Here is a 20,440-nt window from a genome sequence, read left to right as displayed (position 1 = left end):
CCGATTATATAAATGAAGAATTAATATAAAAAGTTAAAAGTAGAAATGACAAGGATGTCAACTATACTAAGGAGGGTAAAATAATGAGAGTTAATACAAATGTAAGTGCTTTAATAGCAAACAATCAAATGGGAAGAAACGTAAGTGCACAAAGTAAATCTATGGAGAAGTTATCTTCTGGAGTTAGAATAAAGAGAGCTGCTGATGATGCTGCAGGACTTGCAATATCTGAGAAAATGAGAGCTCAAATAAAAGGTCTAGACCAAGCAGGAAGAAACGTTCAAGATGGTATATCTGTTGTACAAACAGCAGAGGGTGCATTAGAAGAAACTGGAAACATATTACAAAGAATGAGAACTTTATCATTACAATCTTCAAATGAAACTAATACTGTTGAAGAAAGACAAAAGATAGCAGATGAGTTATCACAATTAAAAGACGAAGTTGAAAGAATATCAAGTGCAATAGAGTTTAATGGTAAGAAGTTACTTGATGGAAGTTCAACAGAGATAAGATTACAAGTTGGAGCTAATTATGGAACAAACGTTTCAGGTACAACTAATAACAACAATGAAATAAAAGTTGCATTAGTAAATACTGCAAGTATAATGAGCAAAGCTGGAATAACAAGTTCTACAATAGCAAGTATGAATGTGGATGGAGCTTCTGGAACAGATGCAGCTAAACAAATGGTATCTAGCTTAGATGTAGCTCTTAAAGATCTAAATACATCAAGAGCAAAATTAGGGGCACAACAAAACAGACTAGAATCAACTCAAAACAACTTAAATAATACTGTAGAAAATGTTACAGCAGCTGAATCAAGAATAAGAGATACAGATGTTGCTTCAGAGATGGTTAACTTATCTAAAATGAATATATTAGTTCAAGCATCACAATCAATGCTTGCTCAAGCTAATCAACAGCCACAAGGAGTTTTACAATTATTAGGATAAAATAATTTTGTATATTGGATAGAGAAGAAGAGTAGGGCTTTGCTTTACTCTTTTCTTTTTTAGAAAATATAGCTTTGAAAGGAAAATATATATGTTACTTAGTATAGTTATGATTGTCAAAAATGAAGAAAAGATACTTGAAAAAACTTTAAAATCATTAACCAAATTAAGAGATTCTATAGATAGTGAACTTATAATAATTGATACAGGTTCTACAGATGATACTATAAAAATATCTAGAAAATACACAGAGAATGTATATTTTCATAATTGGAATAATGATTTTTCTAGTATGAGAAACATATCAATATCCTATGCCAAGGGTGAATGGTTACTTATATTAGATGCAGATGAAATATTAATTGATTCTTCAACTATTGTAAGATTTTTTAAAGATGGACTTGATAAAAAATTTAACTCTGCCTCTATACAATTAAAAAATCTTTACTCATATGATAAAAAATCATATGGATATTGTTCAGTACTGAGACTTTTTAAAAATGTTGATTTTAAATACCATGGTAAAGTGCATGAACAACCAATGTACAAAAATCCTATATTTAATAATGTTGCGGACTTTGAACATTATGGATATTTGTTTGAAGATGAAGAAATAAGGTTAAACAAAGTAAAAAGAAATGAAAAATTATTATTTGAAGAGTTAAAAGAGAATGAGAGCTCTCCATATATAAATTATCAATTAGGAAAAAATTTTATTATATTAGGAAAATATCAAGAGGCTTTAGATTATCTTGAGAAGTCTTATGAATTATACTCTAAACTAGAATCGGCACCTGGTTACTTGATAACAAGCCTTGTAAAAACATATTTATATTTAGGAAAACATAAGAAGTGTGAAAAATTATGTTTAAAGTATATTAAAAAAGACATGAATAATATTGATATATATTATTATATTGCACAAGCACAAGTGGATTTAGGTAAATATGAGAATAGTATAGATTCGTATAAAAGATATCTTTATTTATTAGATAATTATGAAATAAGTACACAAGCAAATAGTTTATTTTCTGATACTGATACTGTAGGGCTTAGAGATGAAGCTGTTATCACACTGATAAAGGTCTATTATAAACTTGAAAAATATGAGTCTCTAGTTTCAGAATACAATAATATTGAAGATATAGAAAAAAAGAAGAATGTGTATTTTAGCTTATTTATGTCCTTATATAAATTGAATAGATTTGAAGATATAAAAAACTATTATAAGGAAATTTCAAATTCTAAAGTTGAAAGAAATAGTTTTTATAGAAACATAGAAGAATTTATAAATAATATAAAAGATGATGAAAAAGAGGCTGTATATAAAAGCTTTTGTGATATTGAAGGTAATTATGGACTTTTAAATCAGATAAGAACAAATAAACATGTATCTGTAGATACATGCAAAGAAATACTAAATGAAGAGAAAGAAATAATTTATGCATGTATTATAAAAATAGCTTTTGAAGAAAAAATTGATTTACTAGATATTTTTTATGATATGGAATATGTTTGGATAGAGAAATATCTAAAATATCTTTTAGCATTGGAAAGAAGTTTTAATTTAGAATTATATAAGTACATAATTAGTCGTCCAAACACATCAGAAATAGAAAAGATAAGAGTATATAAAGTTATATCGAAAGTAGTTTTAGAAAATATTAGTTTAAGTGATGAAAAGTATAAGGATATTTTTTATCTTTATATAATGTACTCTTATAAATACATAAAATACATATATAGTAATCTAAGTGATTTTGAATTAATAAAGTTTGTGTGTAATGATTTAGATAAATTTACTATAGAATTTAAGAATCTACTTGATACTAAGAATAAAATAAATGATGCTAATGAAAAATTAGAATATATAAATAATATGAGTAAATTACTAAATGAATATCCTTTTTATAACAAAATAATAAAAATACTTATAAATGAATTAGAAGAAAATATAAAAGAAAGTCAAGAATTTAAAGAATTAAAAGATAGCTTTATTATTAGTATAGAAAATATGATTGAAAATGGCAAAATAAATGATGCGAAATTATTGGTAGAAGACTATTCAAAAACATTTGTAGATGATGTCAAAATTTTAAATATAAAAGGGATTTTATATATGCTTGAAAATAAACTTGAGAAAGCTGATTTTATGTTAAAAAAGGCGTTATCATTAGATGTAGAAAATGAAGATACCATATATAATATAGAATACCTAAAAAATTTAAAAATAGGAGACTTAGAGAATGAGCATACCAATAACAGTTAATGAAAAATCTAAAAATACAATAAAAGATTGGCAATATACATGTGCAAATGAAGATATAAAATTTACAAGCATAATAATATTGACATATAATCAAATAGAATATACCAAATTATGTATTGAAAGTATTAGAAAATTTACCCCAAAGAATAAATATGAAATAATAATAATTGACAATAACTCTTCTGATGGAACAGTGGATTGGCTAAAGGAACAATCGGATATAAAATCTGTATATAATAATAAAAACTTAGGGTTTCCAAAAGGGTGCAACCAAGGTATTGAGTTAGCTAAGGGTGAAAACATATTATTATTAAATAATGATGTAATAGTTACTCCTAATTGGCTTTATAATTTGAACAAAGCTTTATGGTCACAAGATAATATAGGAGCTGTGGGTCCAATAACAAATGCATGCTCATATTATCAACAAATTGATGTGGATTACAAATCAATTGAGGATATGTTTATATTTGCTCAAGAAATAAATAAATCTAACATCAATTCATGGAAATATAGAGTTAAATTAGTTGGTTTTTGTATGTTAATAAAGAAATCTGTAGTAGATAATGTAGGTGTTTTAGATGAGCTATTTACACCTGGAAATTTTGAAGATGATGATTTATCTTTTAGAATGTTAGAAGAAGGATACAAATTATTATTATGCCAGGATACTTTTATACACCATTTTGGAAGTGTATCTTTTAAAGAAAATCGTAATAAATACACAGATATAATGGATATTAATAGAAGAAAATTTGAGACTAAATGGGGCTTTAATCCAGAATACAGTGGAATGATACGAACTGACTTAATTTCTGAAATAGATTGTAATGTAGAGAAAAATATTAATGTTTTAGAAATAGGTTGTGGTGTAGGAGCTACTCTTTTAGAAATAAAAAATATATATAAAAATTCATCCATATATGGAATAGAAATAAGTGAGTCAGCAGGTAAATTAGCAAAAAATACTGGAGAGGTACTGATAGCAGATATAGAAAAAGTACAATTAGATTATAATAAAAATTTCTTCGATTATATAATATTGGGAGATGTACTTGAACATTTAGTTAATCCATGGAAGATAGTCAATGACCTAAAGAGATATCTAAAGAAGGATGGTTATTTGATATCAAGTATACCAAATATTATGCATGTATCCGTTTTAAGAAACATTGTACAAGGTAATTTTACATATACTGATTCAGGAATTTTGGATAGGACTCACTTAAGATTTTTTACATTAAATGAGATAATAAGAATGTTTAATGATAGTAATTACACAATAGATAGTGTTTGTGCTACTAGAATGAGGATTTCAGAGGATGACAATAGATTCATCGATACAATGTGTAAAGAAAGCCATGAAAATATGAGAGAACAATATGAGTGTTATCAATATATAGTAAAAGCTTCTAATTGTGCAGATACTAGAAGATATTCTAGCGTTAGTATGGTTAATTTAAAATATGCTTTAATGAGAATTGATAATGAGTTAGATGTGGATGATAATTTAAGTTATATATTTGACAATTATAATATAACTGAACAATGTTTTATTGATGATATTGAATATTTAGTTGATATGTTTTCAATAAATAAGACAACTATACTAAATAGATTGGGTGCTGAGGCATTTAATAGAGGTCTGGGTGATTTTAGTATAAGTATGTTTATGATGGCTTTAAATATAGATAGAGATAATATTGACACAATATACAATATAACTACTGTATTGTGTGATTTAAAAGAATTTGAAATTGCTTATGACTTAATTAAGAATAGTAGTGAGAAAGTACAGAGTGAAAGTGATATACAAGATATACTTTATTTTATTGAAGGAAGAAAGAAATATGAATAATGAAAAGATATGTTTTATAACCTGTGTAAATGATGAAAGACTTTATGAGGAATGCCTTGTATATATAAATAGTTTAGATATTCCAAAAGATTTTAGTATAGAAACAATTGCTTTGAGAGGAGCTAATTCAATTGCATCTGCTTATAATAAAGCTATGAGAGAAGTAGATGCTAAATATAAGGTATATTTACATCAAGATACATTTATAATTAATAAAAACTTTATATATGATATTTTAGATATATTTAATAAAAATATTGATGTAGGAATGATTGGTGTAGCTGGAGTGAAAGACATACCTGTAAGTGGAGTTTGGTGGGATTCTGATAATAAAGTGGGAAAAGTATATGATAGTCATACAGGTAGAATGGATATTTATGAATTTAATAGCTTTGAAGGAGATTTTGATACAGTCATGGCTATAGATGGATTAATTATGATTACTCAGTATGATATATTATGGCGAGAAGATAAATTTGATGGATGGCATTTTTATGATTTGTCACAAAGTATGGAATTCAATCAAAATAACTATAAAGTTATTATACCAAAGCAAGATAAACCTTGGTGTATGCATGATTCTGGGATAGCAAATATAAGTAATGGCTATGATGAATATAGGATAAAATTTGTAAAAGAGTACATAGAACTTGATTTACATAGAGAAAATTTTTATGAATTTGATAAGAATAAAGCAAGTACCATACTTAAGAGTAATAAGTATGTAGTGGATTGTATGAAAGATGAACTTGAGAGAGAATTAAAACTAAAGAATTATAGAACTGTTTTAGACATTGTTTCTAAAGTTGCTCGTTTTTCTGTTTTTAATCACACTGGTTTGTATTCCTGTGAAAAATGTGAAAAGGCATTATTAGAATGTGCCAATAATTTACCAAAAGTAAATAATATAAAATTATTTAAGAAAAAAGATTTCAAAAGAAAGAGAGTATTACATGTTTTAAGTGAAGTATACTCAACAGGTGGTCATACAAAAGTAGTTAAAAATTGGATCAATAGTGATAAAGATTCTGTTCATTCAATTGTAACTACATGGCAATCAAAGACATTGCCAGATTGGTTATTAAAATCAGTAAATGATAGTGGTGGTGAAATTATATCTTTGGATTCAATTTCAGATGACTATTTAGAAAGGGCTGTAGCTTTAAGAACAATAGCTTACGATTGGGCTGATATAGTTATTTTATATATTCATATGTGGGACACAATACCTGTTCTAGCTTTTGGAATTGATGGGAAAATACCTATTTTATATGTTAACCATTATGATAGTGCTTTTTGGCTAGGTGCAAGTATTGCGGATGTTGTTATTGATTTTAGTGAAGTTAGTCAATTAGTTACATTGAATAAAAGAGGTATAGAGAAGTCTGAAATATTACCAATTCCACTAAAAGAAAAAGAATTGTTTTCAAAATCTGAAATTAGAAAGCAGTATGATTTGGATGATGATGTAACAATAATTTTAACTATTGCTAGTGAAAGAAAGTATAATAGTGTAAATGATATTAATTATTTTAAAATTGCTAAAATGATAATCGAAAATACGGATGACACGATTATTATTGTTGTAGGAGTTGATACAAATAATATCTATTGGAAAACATTAAATAGTGTTACAAATGATAGAGTTTTATGCTTTGGAACTATGGAAGAGATAGATGATTTTTATAAAATCTCAGATATATATCTAGAATCTTTTATGGTAGGAAGTCATATTTCAAAATTAGATGCAATTTTATATGATTTAATTCCTGTTAAATTCAAAAACGAAGTTTCACCAATTTTTACAAATATGTGGGATTTTATAGATAAGTTTGATTATAATAATATCAAAGAGGTTATAGATATGATAAAAAGATATAACACTAATGAATTTGATAGGAATGAGCTAAAAGAAAAACAATCAGAAATAAAACATTTTGTTATAGATAAACACTGTGTTGAAATAAAAAGTTATATAGACAAAATATATAATGAAGCTAATTATCATAAGGTTAAGTATAATTTACATAAAAATGATGAAATTGAAAACTATCAATTATTTGTAGCCTTATATGGTCATATAGTAGAAAATAAAAAGAGTTATAGGTGATAAAATGTACAATATCTGTATCAAACAATTTGAAAATTTTTTTCAGGAGGATTGGGATTATTTTGTAGAAAATAAATCTATAAATGGGACATTCCTTCAAACTCGAAATTTCATTAATTATCATAAAGAAGACAAATTTTCTGACCATTCACTAATGATATATAAAGGTAAAGAGATAATAGCAGTTGTACCTGCATGTGAAGTTTATGAAAATGATGAAAAAATATTTTTTTCTCATTTAGGTAGCACCTTTGGTGGTATTTTAATAGGTCATGATTTCAATGATATAAAGCATGTAAAAGCTATTACAAGTACAGTAGAATTATATTTACAAGAAGAAAATTTTAATAAAGTATTTCTAAAAAATGCATCGAGAATATTTTGGAAAGAGGATGCTTCATTGTTAGAGTATTTTCTATTTAAGAATGGTTATATGTTTTATGATGAATTAAGTATGTTTTTAGAACTAAATAAGTATAAAGAAGATATATTAAGTAACTTTAGTTATAGTAAAAGAAGAGATTTTAAATATTCTTTAAAGAACAATCTTATTTTTAAGAGAGTGTATGATGATAAAGATGTAATCTCTTTTTTTGAATTATTATCTAACTGTTTAGATAGAAAAGGGGCTAAATTGATACATTCAATAGAAGAACTATTGGACTTTAAAAATAATAGATTAAAAGACATTGTAGAATTTTATGCAGTATATATTGGTGATATTATGATTTGTGGTAGTATGGTATTTAACTTTCAAGGAAGAGTTTACCATACTCAATACTTAGCATCAAATTCAGCATATAATAAATATTATCCAATGATATTTTTAAACTATAATCTGATTAAAAATGCCTCAGATAGAAACTTTAAATATTTTTCATTTGGAATTAGTACTCTAAATAGAGGAAAATATTTAGATGAAGGTTTGGCTATATTTAAAGAAGGTTTTGGTTCAAGTGCTGTTTGCAATAGGACATATTATAAAAATATAAATAAGTAATACTTATACTTTATAGAATTTCTTGATTGTAGTAAATCTATAGTATTTTAACTTTTACAGAAAAATAATTAACTTATAAAGAAGGTTTGTATATGAAAAGATTAATGATTTTAGGCTCAATTAAGTATTTTGAGAATATTGTTATGTCAGCTAAAAAAGAAGGAATATACACAATTGTTTGTGATAATAGAATTGATACTCCTGCAAAAGAAGTTTGTGATGAAGCAATAGATGTTGATGTATTTGATTTTGATAAAATAAAAAATATAGCCATAGATAAAAAGATAGATGGAATTTTGACTGGATTTACAGATTCTTTAATGAAACCATATGTTTATATTGCAAATGAATTAAATTTACCATGTGTGATTTCTTGCAATCAACTTGAGTCTGTAACTAATAAGGCTGTTATGAAAAAATATTTTAAAAACAATGGAATACCTACAACTGATTATTGTATTCTTGAAAGTTTAAAAGATTTAGAAAAAATACAAGGGTTAAATTTTCCGCTTGTAATAAAACCTGTTGATGGTTATGGTTCAAGAGGTGTATATTTTGTATCAAATGTGGAGGAGTTAATAGAAAAATTTGAATATTCTAGGGAAATCTCACAAAATGGACAAGTAATAATTGAGGAATTTTATGAAAGTGAGGAAATACAAGGACTAGCTTGGGTTTACAATGGAGAGTCACATGTATTTTATATCGGAGATAGAGAGCTTGTAAATATACATGTAGGGAGAGCTGGAAAACCAGACAGATTACTATATCCATCAAAGTATTGTTTTCAGTATGAAGAAGAAATAAAGTCGATATATCAAAAGATAACAGAGGCTTTTAATATAAAGAATGGACCATTTTATGTTCAGATGCTAGTGGGTGCAGATGGAATAAAGGTGTCTGAAGTTATGCCAAGATTACCTGGAGGATGTGATTATTTGGCAATTTCACATATAACAGATCTAGATATAGGAAGGCTATTTGCAAATTTTAGTGTGAATAATGACATCGATTTTAATGAAATAAAAAAATATAATATGCATTTATCAAAGTGTGTATACGCATTACCAATATACATAAGACCTGGAACAATAAAGAAGATAAATAATATAGATAAAATAGAAAACTTAGATTATGTAACTCAAATTTTGTTGCTTGTAAAAGAGGGAGATACAATAGAGTTATATGAAGACGAGAGGCAAGATTGTGGAAGGATTTATGGAATAGCAAATAATATATTTGATGCCAATATAAAGAAAAAATATATTCATGAAATGATAGAAATACTTGATGAGAATAATGAGAATATGATAGAAAATTTTTAAATAAGGGAGCATGGTATGTATGAAGTTAATAACTCATGAGCAAATTATGTCATTAAATATCTCTCAAAGGCAAGGATATGAGTGGATAAAAGAATCATTTCTGACAAAAAAAGATTGTCAATTACCACCAAAAATAAGTATGGTAGAACAAGGGCATGTATTTTACAATGTAATGCCATCTTTAAATCATAATCATATGATTGGTGGAATAAAAATGGTTACAAGATTGCCAGGAAGAAATCCAAGTTTAAATTCAGATATATTTCTATATGATATGAACAATGCTAAACTAAAAGCCATTTTAGATGGTAATTATATTACAGCCTTTAGAACTGCTGCTGTGGTTGCTTTAGCGATTGATACTTTTGCTAAAAAAGACTTTAATACTATTGCTATTATGGGGCTAGGAGTAACTGCTTCTTCTATAATGAATATGCTTTTATATACCCTTAAAAATAGGAATATAAATATAAAGTTGTTTAGATATAAAGACCAGGCAGAGTTGTTTGTACAAAAATATAAGGATAATGACCAGTTTAGTTTTAATATATGTGATACACATAAAGAACTTATTGTAGATTCAGATGTGGTAATTTCAACTGTTACATATACAGATGAATATCTTTCAGAATTTGAATGGTTTAAAAAAGGTGCATTACTATTACCTGTACATGTTATGGGTTTTGGAAATGTAGATTATTTATTTGATAAAGTATATTTAGATGATTATAATCATTTGAAACATCTAGAAAATATAGATAAATACAAGTATTCATGTGAGTTTCATGATGTTTTAAGTAAACAATCACAAGGAAGAGAAAATGATGATGAAAGAATAGTATCTTACAATATAGGTTTATCAATACATGATATATTATTTGCAAGTAAAATCTATGAACTATGTGAAACTCTGAATTGTGAGGATATAGACTTAAAAGAACCAAAGGAAAAATATTGGATGTAGTATATTTTTTTATTAACAAGAATTTATTGTAAATTAAAATATGAAGTAATATCTTATTAAAAAGTTATTATAAACAGGGTAGGGAGATTTATGGAAAAGTACAATTTAATTAAGTTTGAATCTATTGGAAGTGAGGACGTAGGAAGTTTAATTGCATTAGAATCAAATAAGGTTATACCTTTTGATATAAAGAGAGTGTATTACATATATGGGGTACCACATGGTGTAAAGAGAGGTTTTCATGCTCATAAAACTTTAGAGCAAGTGTTAGTTTGCCTAAATGGAAGTGTTAAGATAAAATGTTATGATGGTGTTAGAGATACAACCATTGTTCTAAACAAAAATGATGTGGGACTGTATATAGGACCTGGGGTATGGCGTGAAATGTTTGATTTTGATGAGAAAACTGTTTTAATTTCAATAGCTTCTGAACATTATAATGAAGATGAGTATATCAGAGATTATGAAGAGTTTTTAAAATATATAGATATTATCTAGTTACTATGCAGACAGATATTTTCTTAATTAAATAAATTTAGCATAGCTACATAGATAATAGATAGGTAAGGATGTAACTTTATGTTAGTTAAGTTTAATAATTTATTAGAACAATTTAAAATCCATAAAGAAGAATATGAAAAAAAGGTTATGGATGTAATGGAAAGTGGATATTATATCCTTGGAAATGAAGTAAAGTACTTTGAAGAAGAATTTGCTAGATATGTAGGTAGCAAATATTGTGTAGGTTTAGCTAGTGGTTTAGATTCACTGATAATTGCATTTAGAGCATTAGGGATAGGTAAAGGCGATGAAGTAATAGTGCAATCAAATACATATATTGCTAGTGTTATGGGAATTAGTATAAATGGAGCAAATCCAGTATTTGTAGAACCAAATGAGTATTATAATATAGATTCATCTAAGATAGAAAAAAAGATAAACAGTAAGACAAAAGCTATATTAGTAGTACATTTATATGGTCAGGCAAGTAAAATGAAAGAGATACAAGAATTATGTAAAAAATATAATTTGTATTTAATTGAAGATTGTGCTCAATCTCATGGAGCTAAATATGATGGAAAAATGACAGGGACATTTGGAGACGTAGGATGTTTTAGCTTTTATCCAAGTAAAAATTTAGGTGCATTTGGAGATGCAGGTGCTATAGTAACGAGTAATAAAGAAATAGCTGATAAAGTGAAAGTGCTTAGAAATTATGGTTCGGAAAAGAGATATCATAATAAATTTGTTGGATATAATTCAAGATTGGATGAAATTCAGGCAGGTTTGTTAAGAGTAAAACTTAAATATATTAATGAAATTGAAAATGAAAAGTCAAAAATCGTACATAGATATCTTAATGAAATTAACAATTCAAAAGTTATACTTCCAAAAATAGAAAAGAACTGTACACATGTATGGCATTTATTTGTTTTACAAGTTGAAAAACGAGAGACATTTATGGAATACTTAAAGAAAAATGGTATAGAGTCTATAATACATTATCCTATACCGCCTCATCTATCTGAAGCATATGCTTATTTGGGATATAAAAAGGGTAGTTTTAATATAGCTGAAAATTATTCAAATAAAGTTGTTAGTATACCTTTATTTGTCGGCATGAAAGATGAAGAAGTTAGTTATGTAATTAAAATTATAAATGAATATTAAATTAATTGTAATAATACCATAAATAAATTTTTTATGTATAGTTTATTTAAGATTCGTTAATTGATATTTTTAGATACTGATAGATTACATAAATAAAATTGAAATATATGGAAAAATATAGAATGAAGATGAGATTTGTCTTATATTTTTCTAAAATAAAAATATTTTCAGACAATTTATTATAAAATTGTAGAATATAGTATTTATAATCTGTATAATTAATAATAACTAAGTTTTTAAAATAAAATATTTAAGTATACATAAAAAAAATATTTAAAAAAATTGTTATTTATTGTATACTTAAATTAAAACTAAATAGGCAAAACTAGATAAATCTAGTGACGCAAAGCTATAGGGGCTAAGGTTTGTATATACGAACTATGTCAGCCAGTTGCCAAAAAGAATACTAAGTATACTGTATACGCAGAATTAGTCGAAAATGACTGCCTTTTTGGCAGTCATTTTGTTGCTAAAGTTCACTTTATTACAGTAGAAAATACAAATGATAACATATTTTACCAACTATAAGTAAAAATAAAGATAGACTATCTAGAAAAGTCGCTATTTTACAAAAAAGAGCAACTTTACGAAGAAATATTTAAATACATATTAAAATTTTTTTTTATTTTCATTGAGGTTAATTAAAAAAAGATTTGTTTTCTTACTAAAAAATAAATCGTTATATTAAATATAATAGAAATGTAATAAATTTAGATGGGTAAAGAAGTCATTTTTTGTAATATAGTAACTTCAATTTTAATCACTAAATATAGTAGATAAATATATTTTGAGGAGGAGTGAGTATGAATACATATGACATTATAAAAATGGGATTAGATGCAACTAATTTAAGAAGTCAGGCAATAGCAAATAATATAGCAAATATAAATACTGAAGGCTATAAGAAACACTATGTAACTTTTGAAGAAACATTAAATGATGCCATGCCTAAAATAGAAGAAAAAACAGATAATTCTAAAGGTTTAAGAGTGGATGGCAATAATGTGGATATAGAAGAAGAAAAAGTAAATCAAGCAATGACAACATTACAATATAATGCTTTGATAGGTTTTGCAAATGGTAAAATAGCAATGACAAAATCAATAATAAGTGGGAGGTAATTAGAAGATGAGTGTGTTCAGTGGGATGAGAATCTCTGCTAGTGGATTAACAGCAGAAAGTTTAAAAATGGATATCATATCATCAAATGTAGCTAATATAAATGCTACAAGAGGTCCAAATGGAGAAGCATATAGAAGAAAAATTGTATCATTTGAAGAAAATTATGATAATAAATTAGGTATGTTAGGAGTAAAAGTCACATCTGTTGAAGATGACAAATCACCTCTTAAAGAAGTATACGACCCATCTCACCCAGATGCAAAGCCAAATGGATATGTAGAATATCCAAACGTAAATATATTAGTTGAGATGACAGACTTAATAACTGCTTCACGAGCATATGAGTCTAATATAGATACATTAAATGCTCAGAAGTCTATGATAGCAAAAGCACTGGAAATAGGAAAGTAGGGATAAATTATGCCAATTACACAGATTAACAACCTAGTGCAAGGAGCACAGTTAGAGAACTTAATTGGAGAAACTAAACCATTAAATACTAATAATAAAGAAGAAAAAAAGAATTTTGAAGATGTAATAAAAGATACTATTGATAAAGTTAATTTTCAACAAGTGACAGCAGATGATATGAAAGAAAAATTTATAAAAGGCGAAGATGTTTCTATGCATGAAGTTATGTTAATAGGTCAAGAAGCACAACTATCTATGCAATATCTAATAGAAGTTAGAAATAAGATTCATGATGCATATCAAGAAATGAATAAAGTACAAATTTAGTCTTTTGAACAGGAGTAATAATCAATGATAGCCAGTTTTAAAAATAAGATTAAGGAGCAAGTTGCTAAATCTAGGACAAAAATAGGTTCTCTAAAAAAGGGGACTAAGATAGCATTAGGTATAGGGATTGTTGCTATATGTTTAGCGCTAGTATTTACAGCAATATCTGCAAGCAAAAATAAGTATGCAGTCTTATTTTCAGAGCTAGATGTTCAAGATGCTGCAGATATATCAGCAGAATTAGAGTCTAGAAAGATAGATACCAAGGTAAAAGGAAGTACAATTTATGTTCCTAGAACAGAAGTTGATAAGTTGAGGTTAGAGTTAGCTCCAAGCTTGACAAGTGGTTCTAAAGGATTTGCACTTATGGATGATAGTTCATCAATAGGGCTTACTGATGAAGAGTTTCAAATTAAGAAGCAACGAATGATGCAAGGAGAAATAGAAAAAACAATCAAGAGTTTTCCTCAGGTGGAAGATAGTAGAGTACATATAACATTTGGTGAATCTTCTGTATTTGAGAAGGAGGCTGTTCCAGGAAGTGCAGCAGTTTATTTGATGCTAAAGCCAGGAACTACTTTAGAGAAAAATCAAATAAAATCTGTTATGGCACTTGTATCAGGAAGTGTTACAAATATACCAGAGAAAAATGTTCAAGTTATTGATAACAAAATGAACTTATTATCTGAAGGCATCTTAGACGATGAAGAAGTTGATGAAAACAATCAACCGATAAATGGTGCTATTAGTATTGATAAAAATAAGGCATCTGAGCAGGCACTGGATAAACAATTAGAAAAATCTATTTTAGACATGTTAGAACCAATATTTGGTACAGGAAAGGTAAAAGCTACAGTAAATGCTGATTTGAGTTTTGATACAGCTGAAAAAACTGAAATAAAAATTGACCCTGATAAAGTTGCTATAAAGGAAACAAGGTCAAAAAATTCATCTAAATCTGCGACAAATAATGTCCAAGGTGTAGATGCTAATATGAATAACCAAGGAAATAAAAATGGTACTAATACAGAAGATAGTTTGGATGAGAGTTTTGAATATGAAACAGGTAAGATTGAAACTCATACTATAGTTGCGCCTGGAGAACTTAAAAGATTGACAGCTTCTGTTGCTATAGATGGAAAAATAGCTAAAGGTGTTCAAGCTGATGTGGAAGATATTGTTAATAATGCTATAGGCATGGATGGAGCTAGGGGAGATACTCTTAGCGTTGTTTCAATGGTATTTGACCCTAAGGGTAAGGCAGAAGCTAAACAAGAAATGGAAGATATTAAAAAAGAAGGATTCAAAAACAATATAATAAAAGCGGTTGTTGGAGTAGTAGCAGTTGTTGCAGTAGGTGTTATTGGATACTTAATATATAAAAAGAGAAGTGAACAAGAAGACATGGATTATGAAGATGAAGTTTATAGTACTAATTCTATTGATAAGAAAGACAATCCTCTGTTAGGGGATGACCCAGAATTGACATTAGAGGAAGCTGTTAAAATGTATGCAGAAGAAAAACCAGACCAAGTCACAGAGATAATAAAAACTTGGTTAAATGAGTAAGGGGGATAGAAAGTGTCCGCGGAAATTACAAATGTTAATGCGTTTGATTTAAGTGATATAAGTGAAAATGATAAGAAAGAGAAGGTAGAAGGTGAAGGTTTAAAAAAAGCCGCTGTACTGTTAATGACATTAGGTCCAACTGTGGCTAGTGATATAATAAAAAGTCTACCAGATAAACAAGTTCAAAAAATAGGTTTGGAAATTGCAAATATTTCTTCAATAGCTTCAAAAGAAAGAAGAGAAATATTAAAAGAGTTTGTAGAAATAAATAAAGCGAAAGATTATGTTATAGAAGGCGGGCTTGAATATGCCAAAGAATTGTTAAGTAATGCCTTGGGAAATGCCAAAGCAAGTAAATTACTTGAGGGTATATCAATAGATACAAGTACAAAACCTTTTAAACATATTATAAAACTAGATGTAAAGAAGATATTAGAAATACTTAGAAATGAAAGTGCACAGACTATAGCCATTTTACTTGCACATATGGAACCTGAAAATGGTGCAGAAGTTTTAGCTTATTTAGATTTTGATTTACAAAATGAGGTAGCTATGAGAATAAGTTCAATGGGTTCAATATCTCCAGAAGTTATAAGTGTAATTGAAACTTCATTAGAGAATAAAATGCATTCAATAAGTGGTGAAGATTTTAAAGATTATGGAGGAATAGCTACTCTAGTTCAAATATTGCTTAATTCTGATAGAAAAACAGAAAAGAATATTTTGAATACTATTGAAGAAAAAGACCCAGCTTTAGCAGCTCAAATTAAATCTAATATATTTGTATTTGAAGATATTGTCAAGTTAGATGATATAAGCATACAGAAAGTACTGAAAGAAGTAACTATGAAGGATTTAGTATATGCTTTAAAAGGTGTGGATGATGAAATATCAGATGCTATATATAGAAATCAATCCTCTAGGGCAGCAGAAGCACTTAAAGAAGAGATGGAAATGGTTGGTGTCATAAAGGTTACTCAGGTTGAAGGTGCTCAACAAAAAATAGTGAGTATTGTAAGAAAACTTGAAAGAGAAGGTGCCATAACTATTGTAAGGAATTTTGGTGATGACTTTGTTGAATAATAAAATTATTAAAAGTGAAAAAGCATCATATAAAGGAGTACTAGACTTATCTATAATAGATAAAGCTAGAGTGGGAGAATCAAATATAAACGAAGATAATGATTGTAGATTTAGAGATGAAGTAATAAAAGAAGCTATAGAATCTGCTGAGATAAAAAAGAATGAGATATTGGAAGAAGCAAAAATAAATGCACAAAATATAGAAAAGCAAGCATATGAAAAAGGATATAGTCAAGGTCAGAAAAATGGATATGAGGATGGATATAAAGAGTCATATAATGAGTATACCCAAAAAGCTAAAGATGAAGCAGATTCTATAAGAAATCAGGCAAATTTAATCTTATTACAAGCTAATGAGAAAATGACTGAGTACATAAAGGAAAAAAATAAAGAGATTATAAGACTTGCTATTAATATGGCTAGTTCTGTTCTAAAAAAGCACTTTGAAGATGAAGAATCTATGAGTGATTTGTTAAAGCAAATTATTCAAGATTATGAAGGAAGTAGTTCATTCATAGTAAGATGTAATTCTTTCTATAAAGATAATATAGAGAAAGAGTTTGAATTATTTAAAGAAGAAACATCATTAAAATCAAGTGTATTTGTTATTGCAGATGATAGCATAGATGAAGGAAATGCTATTATACAAAAGGAAAATGGAAGAATAATAGTTGGTATTGATTGTGCTATGGAAAAACTAAAAGAAGAATTGCTTGGTGAATAAAGTATGTATAAAACTGATATATCTATAGATTTTGACAAAATAAATAAGAAAATAGAAAATTTAGAACTTACTATATCAGAAGGTAGAGTTAAGAAAATAATAGGGCTTACTGTAGAAGTTGAAGGGATAAAAGCTTTTGTTGGAGAGCTATGTGTTATATACAATCAAGTCAACAAAACAGTGAATTGTGAAGTAGTAGGTTTTAAAGATAAAGAAGTAATATTAATGGCATTAGGAGAGTTAACATTAATAGCACCTGGTTGTAAAGTTATTTCTAAGGGGATACCTTTAAGTGTTATGTGTAGCGATAATTTACTAGGTAAAGTACTTGATGGTCTTGGAAATCCTATAGACAACTCAGAAGTTGTTTTAGGAGACAGATACAACTTGAATAATGAACCTCCTGACCCAATGAAGAGAAAAAAGATACGCAATATAATGGAAACAGGTGTAAGAGCAATAGATGCATTTACTACTTGTGGTGAAGGACAGAGAATAGGAATATTTGCAGGAAGTGGAGTAGGTAAGAGTACAACTCTAGGCATGATTGCTAGAAATGCAAAAGCAGATGTAAATGTAATTGCCCTTGTTGGAGAAAGAGGAAGAGAAGTATTAGATTTTATTGATAAAGACTTAGGTGAAGAGGGAATGAAAAAATCTGTTGTTGTATGTGCGACATCAGATAAAGCACCATTAGTTAGACTTAAAGGTGCCCTTACAGCCACTGCAATAGCCGAATACTTTAGAGATCAAGGGAAAAAAGTAATACTTATGATGGATTCTGTGACTAGATTTGCTATGGCGCAAAGAGAAGTTGGAATAGCCATAGGAGAGCCACCAGCACAAAAAGGATATACACCATCTGTATTTGCCATTTTACCAAAACTCATGGAGAGAACAGGGACATCAGATAAAGGCTCTATCACTGCATTTTATACAGTATTAGTTGATGGAGATGACTTTAATGAGCCAATAGCAGATACTACAAGAGGGATACTGGATGGTCATATAGTTCTATCTAGAGATTTGGCAAATAAGAACCATTATCCTTCCATAGATGTCTTGAATAGTTTAAGTAGACTTATGAATGAGATTGCTTCAAAAGAAGATATAAAAATAGCATCATTTGCAAGAGATATGCTCTCTGAATATAGAGAAGCAGAAGATTTGATAAATATAGGTGCATATGCTTCAGGTACCAATAAAAAAATAGATGAAGCAATCTATTATCATGAGCATATTATCAATTTTTTAAAACAAGGTATAAATGAAAAGAGCTCTTTTAACGAAACTATAAGTAGCTTGAAAAGAATATTTGAATAAATAACTTAAAAAAATATTTGAAGAGGTTGTGATGGAATTGGATAAAAACTTTAAGTTTAGATTACAGAAAGTTTTAGACTTAAAAATGAAAGATGAAGAAAAAATAAAAATGGAGTTTGCTAAAATTCAACAAAAAAAAATAGATATAGAGAATAATTTAGAAAACTTAGAAAGTAATTATAATAAATATGCTATAAGTAAAGATAACGATAGTATTCAAAATCAAAAAATAACTATTAACTATTTGTTGGCTCTAAATAACTCTATAATGGATTTATCAGAGGAACTGGATAAGTCGACAAATGAACTTGAAAAAGCTAGAAAACAGCTTATAGACAAACAGATAGAAAGAAAATCATTAGAAAAACTAAAAGAGAAAAAGTATGGACAGTATTATAGAGAAGAAAATTTAAAGGAACAAAAAACTAATGATGAGTTTGCAAGTATGAGTTATTTGAGAAATAGACAAGTTCTATAAGAATAGTAGGAAGTGAGGATATTATTGTATGAAGATACAAGCAGATTCTTATAATGTTATTAAAGATATTGTGGATAAAAAAAGTTCATCTAAGAATAAAGATGTAAAAAAGAATAAATTTGAAGATAATTTGTATAAGGTAACAGACAATAAACCAGTTAAAGATAGAAAAGAAACAAGCAATCAAAATGTTAGCTCAGATAAACCAGAAGATAGTGATAATGAGTGTCATTTAGATGAAGATAAAAGTAATCACTTAGAAGATAAAAGTACATATGAAAAAGATTGCAGTAAGATTAATGAGATTTTACAACAATTACTAAATATTTTAAAAAATAATGATAAAAAAGATAAAGATATAAATTCTATATTAAATGATATAGAAAAGCTAAATGTATCAGATGAATTGAAACAAGAACTTAAACTTAATAAAAATATGTTGAATAAGATTGCAAACCAAAATGCAGAATTAAATAAAGCTAATGCGAATAAATCTGATGAAGCGCAAAATTTAGACATGATGAAGTTAAGAGAACTTTTAGAAAATAATGCTAAAGGAAACTTTGAAGTAATTAGTAAAACTACAGAGGATGATAATAAAAGCATAGATTTATACAACTTTGATAGTAATAGAATGGACAATCTTAACTCAAATAAGCAAAGAGATGATAGTTCTGATATTTTGGAAAAACTAGCAGGGGTTAATGGAAATAAAAACGGAAATTTGGGTCAGGTAATAAATAAAAGCATGGATATAAACAAAACTAAAAGCGATAATGTTAATTTAAAACATATAGAATCAAACGTCATGGATGATTCGATTAAGGCTATTAAACATATGAAAACAAATGATATACAAGAGTTAACAATTAAATTAAGACCAAAAGAATTGGGAGATATGAACATACAATTATTGAAAGATAATGAGAGTATGAAAGCTGTTGTAACTGTTTTTAATAAAGACGTATTTGACTCTATAAATAAAAATATAACAGATTTAAAGCAACATCTTGAACTTACGAATGTAAATATAAAAGATGTATCAGTGCAAATGCATAGTGATAATAGAAATACATCAGATACTTTTGATAAAGCATTTGAACAACAGAACAGACAAAATAACCAAGAAAATATGAATAAGCAGGATACAAATAATAAGCGTAACAATATAGTCATAGAAGATGAGATTAAAGAAAATCTTATTGATGATGATAGAGTAGATTTATTAGCGTAATAAGGGGGTAATACTG

Annotated in this window: 18 protein-coding genes and 1 riboswitch; all 18 genes read left to right on the top strand. The window is 27.5% G+C overall.

Features of this window, described 5'->3' with window-relative positions; translation table 11 throughout:
* Positions 1-83: 83 nt before the first annotated feature.
* Entirely contained in the window at positions 84-956 is an 873-nt protein-coding gene (locus KGF41_RS07755; protein WP_227842639.1) for a flagellin, read from the top strand.
* Positions 957-1,047: 91 nt separating this feature from the next.
* Positions 1,048-3,225, top strand: a complete 2,178-nt coding sequence (locus KGF41_RS07750) for a glycosyltransferase (RefSeq protein WP_227856542.1) — start codon at positions 1,048-1,050, stop codon at positions 3,223-3,225.
* Positions 3,203-5,083, top strand: a complete 1,881-nt coding sequence (locus KGF41_RS07745) for a bifunctional glycosyltransferase family 2 protein/class I SAM-dependent methyltransferase (RefSeq protein ID WP_227856541.1) — start codon at positions 3,203-3,205, stop codon at positions 5,081-5,083. The genes KGF41_RS07750 and KGF41_RS07745 overlap by 23 nt, the downstream gene beginning before the upstream one ends.
* Positions 5,076-7,193 carry a glycosyltransferase family protein gene (locus KGF41_RS07740; RefSeq protein WP_227839304.1) on the top strand — a complete coding sequence of 706 codons (2,118 nt, stop codon included), beginning with the start codon at positions 5,076-5,078 and terminating at the stop codon, positions 7,191-7,193. The genes KGF41_RS07745 and KGF41_RS07740 overlap by 8 nt, the downstream gene beginning before the upstream one ends.
* A gap of 4 nt (positions 7,194-7,197) precedes the next feature.
* Positions 7,198-8,193 (top strand): peptidoglycan bridge formation glycyltransferase FemA/FemB family protein, encoded by a 996-nt coding sequence (locus tag KGF41_RS07735; protein WP_227839303.1) that lies wholly within the window; start codon positions 7,198-7,200, stop codon positions 8,191-8,193.
* Positions 8,194-8,285: 92 nt separating this feature from the next.
* A complete protein-coding gene (locus tag KGF41_RS07730; protein ID WP_227842636.1) occupies positions 8,286-9,518 on the top strand; it encodes an ATP-grasp domain-containing protein in 1,233 nt (410 codons plus the stop codon).
* Positions 9,519-9,537: 19 nt separating this feature from the next.
* On the top strand, positions 9,538-10,482 hold the full coding sequence (locus tag KGF41_RS07725; protein ID WP_227842635.1) for an ornithine cyclodeaminase: 945 nt from the start codon (positions 9,538-9,540) through the stop codon (positions 10,480-10,482).
* 90 nt (positions 10,483-10,572) lie between these two features.
* Positions 10,573-10,980 carry a sugar 3,4-ketoisomerase gene (locus KGF41_RS07720; RefSeq protein WP_227839300.1) on the top strand — a complete coding sequence of 136 codons (408 nt, stop codon included), beginning with the start codon at positions 10,573-10,575 and terminating at the stop codon, positions 10,978-10,980.
* Between the two features lie 81 nt (positions 10,981-11,061).
* Positions 11,062-12,153, top strand: coding sequence for a DegT/DnrJ/EryC1/StrS family aminotransferase (locus tag KGF41_RS07715; RefSeq protein ID WP_227839299.1), 1,092 nt, complete (start codon positions 11,062-11,064; stop codon positions 12,151-12,153).
* 308 nt (positions 12,154-12,461) lie between these two features.
* Positions 12,462-12,552: riboswitch (cyclic di-GMP riboswitch) on the top strand.
* Between the two features lie 404 nt (positions 12,553-12,956).
* Positions 12,957-13,274 (top strand): flagellar basal body rod protein FlgB, encoded by a 318-nt coding sequence (gene flgB, locus KGF41_RS07710; RefSeq protein ID WP_227434666.1) that lies wholly within the window; start codon positions 12,957-12,959, stop codon positions 13,272-13,274.
* Between the two features lie 7 nt (positions 13,275-13,281).
* Positions 13,282-13,686, top strand: coding sequence for a flagellar basal body rod protein FlgC (gene flgC, locus KGF41_RS07705; RefSeq protein WP_227839298.1), 405 nt, complete (start codon positions 13,282-13,284; stop codon positions 13,684-13,686).
* Positions 13,687-13,695: 9 nt separating this feature from the next.
* The gene (gene fliE / locus KGF41_RS07700; protein ID WP_227827776.1) at positions 13,696-14,013 is read left to right on the top strand and encodes a flagellar hook-basal body complex protein FliE; all 318 of its coding nucleotides are present in this window, start codon (positions 13,696-13,698) and stop codon (positions 14,011-14,013) included.
* Between the two features lie 24 nt (positions 14,014-14,037).
* Positions 14,038-15,582 carry a flagellar basal-body MS-ring/collar protein FliF gene (gene fliF, locus KGF41_RS07695; protein ID WP_227827775.1) on the top strand — a complete coding sequence of 515 codons (1,545 nt, stop codon included), beginning with the start codon at positions 14,038-14,040 and terminating at the stop codon, positions 15,580-15,582.
* Positions 15,583-15,594: 12 nt separating this feature from the next.
* Complete coding sequence (gene fliG, locus KGF41_RS07690; RefSeq protein ID WP_227827774.1) at positions 15,595-16,665, top strand: flagellar motor switch protein FliG; 1,071 nt, start codon at positions 15,595-15,597, stop codon at positions 16,663-16,665.
* The gene (locus KGF41_RS07685; protein ID WP_227856568.1) at positions 16,649-17,389 is read left to right on the top strand and encodes a FliH/SctL family protein; all 741 of its coding nucleotides are present in this window, start codon (positions 16,649-16,651) and stop codon (positions 17,387-17,389) included. The genes fliG and KGF41_RS07685 overlap by 17 nt, the downstream gene beginning before the upstream one ends.
* 3 nt (positions 17,390-17,392) lie before the next feature.
* Positions 17,393-18,712, top strand: a complete 1,320-nt coding sequence (gene fliI, locus KGF41_RS07680; protein ID WP_227827772.1) for a flagellar protein export ATPase FliI — start codon at positions 17,393-17,395, stop codon at positions 18,710-18,712.
* Positions 18,713-18,743: 31 nt separating this feature from the next.
* Positions 18,744-19,190 (top strand): flagellar export protein FliJ, encoded by a 447-nt coding sequence (gene fliJ, locus KGF41_RS07675; RefSeq protein WP_227827771.1) that lies wholly within the window; start codon positions 18,744-18,746, stop codon positions 19,188-19,190.
* Positions 19,191-19,218: 28 nt separating this feature from the next.
* On the top strand, positions 19,219-20,424 hold the full coding sequence (locus tag KGF41_RS07670) for a flagellar hook-length control protein FliK (protein ID WP_227827770.1): 1,206 nt from the start codon (positions 19,219-19,221) through the stop codon (positions 20,422-20,424).
* Positions 20,425-20,440: the final 16 nt, after the last annotated feature.

The sequence above is a fragment of the Clostridioides sp. ZZV14-6150 genome (genome assembly GCF_020657875.1).
Classification (GTDB): Bacteria; Bacillota; Clostridia; order Peptostreptococcales; family Peptostreptococcaceae; genus Clostridioides.
The sequence above is the reverse complement of the archived record's forward strand: the minus strand, read 5'-3'. Positions and strand labels throughout refer to the sequence as shown.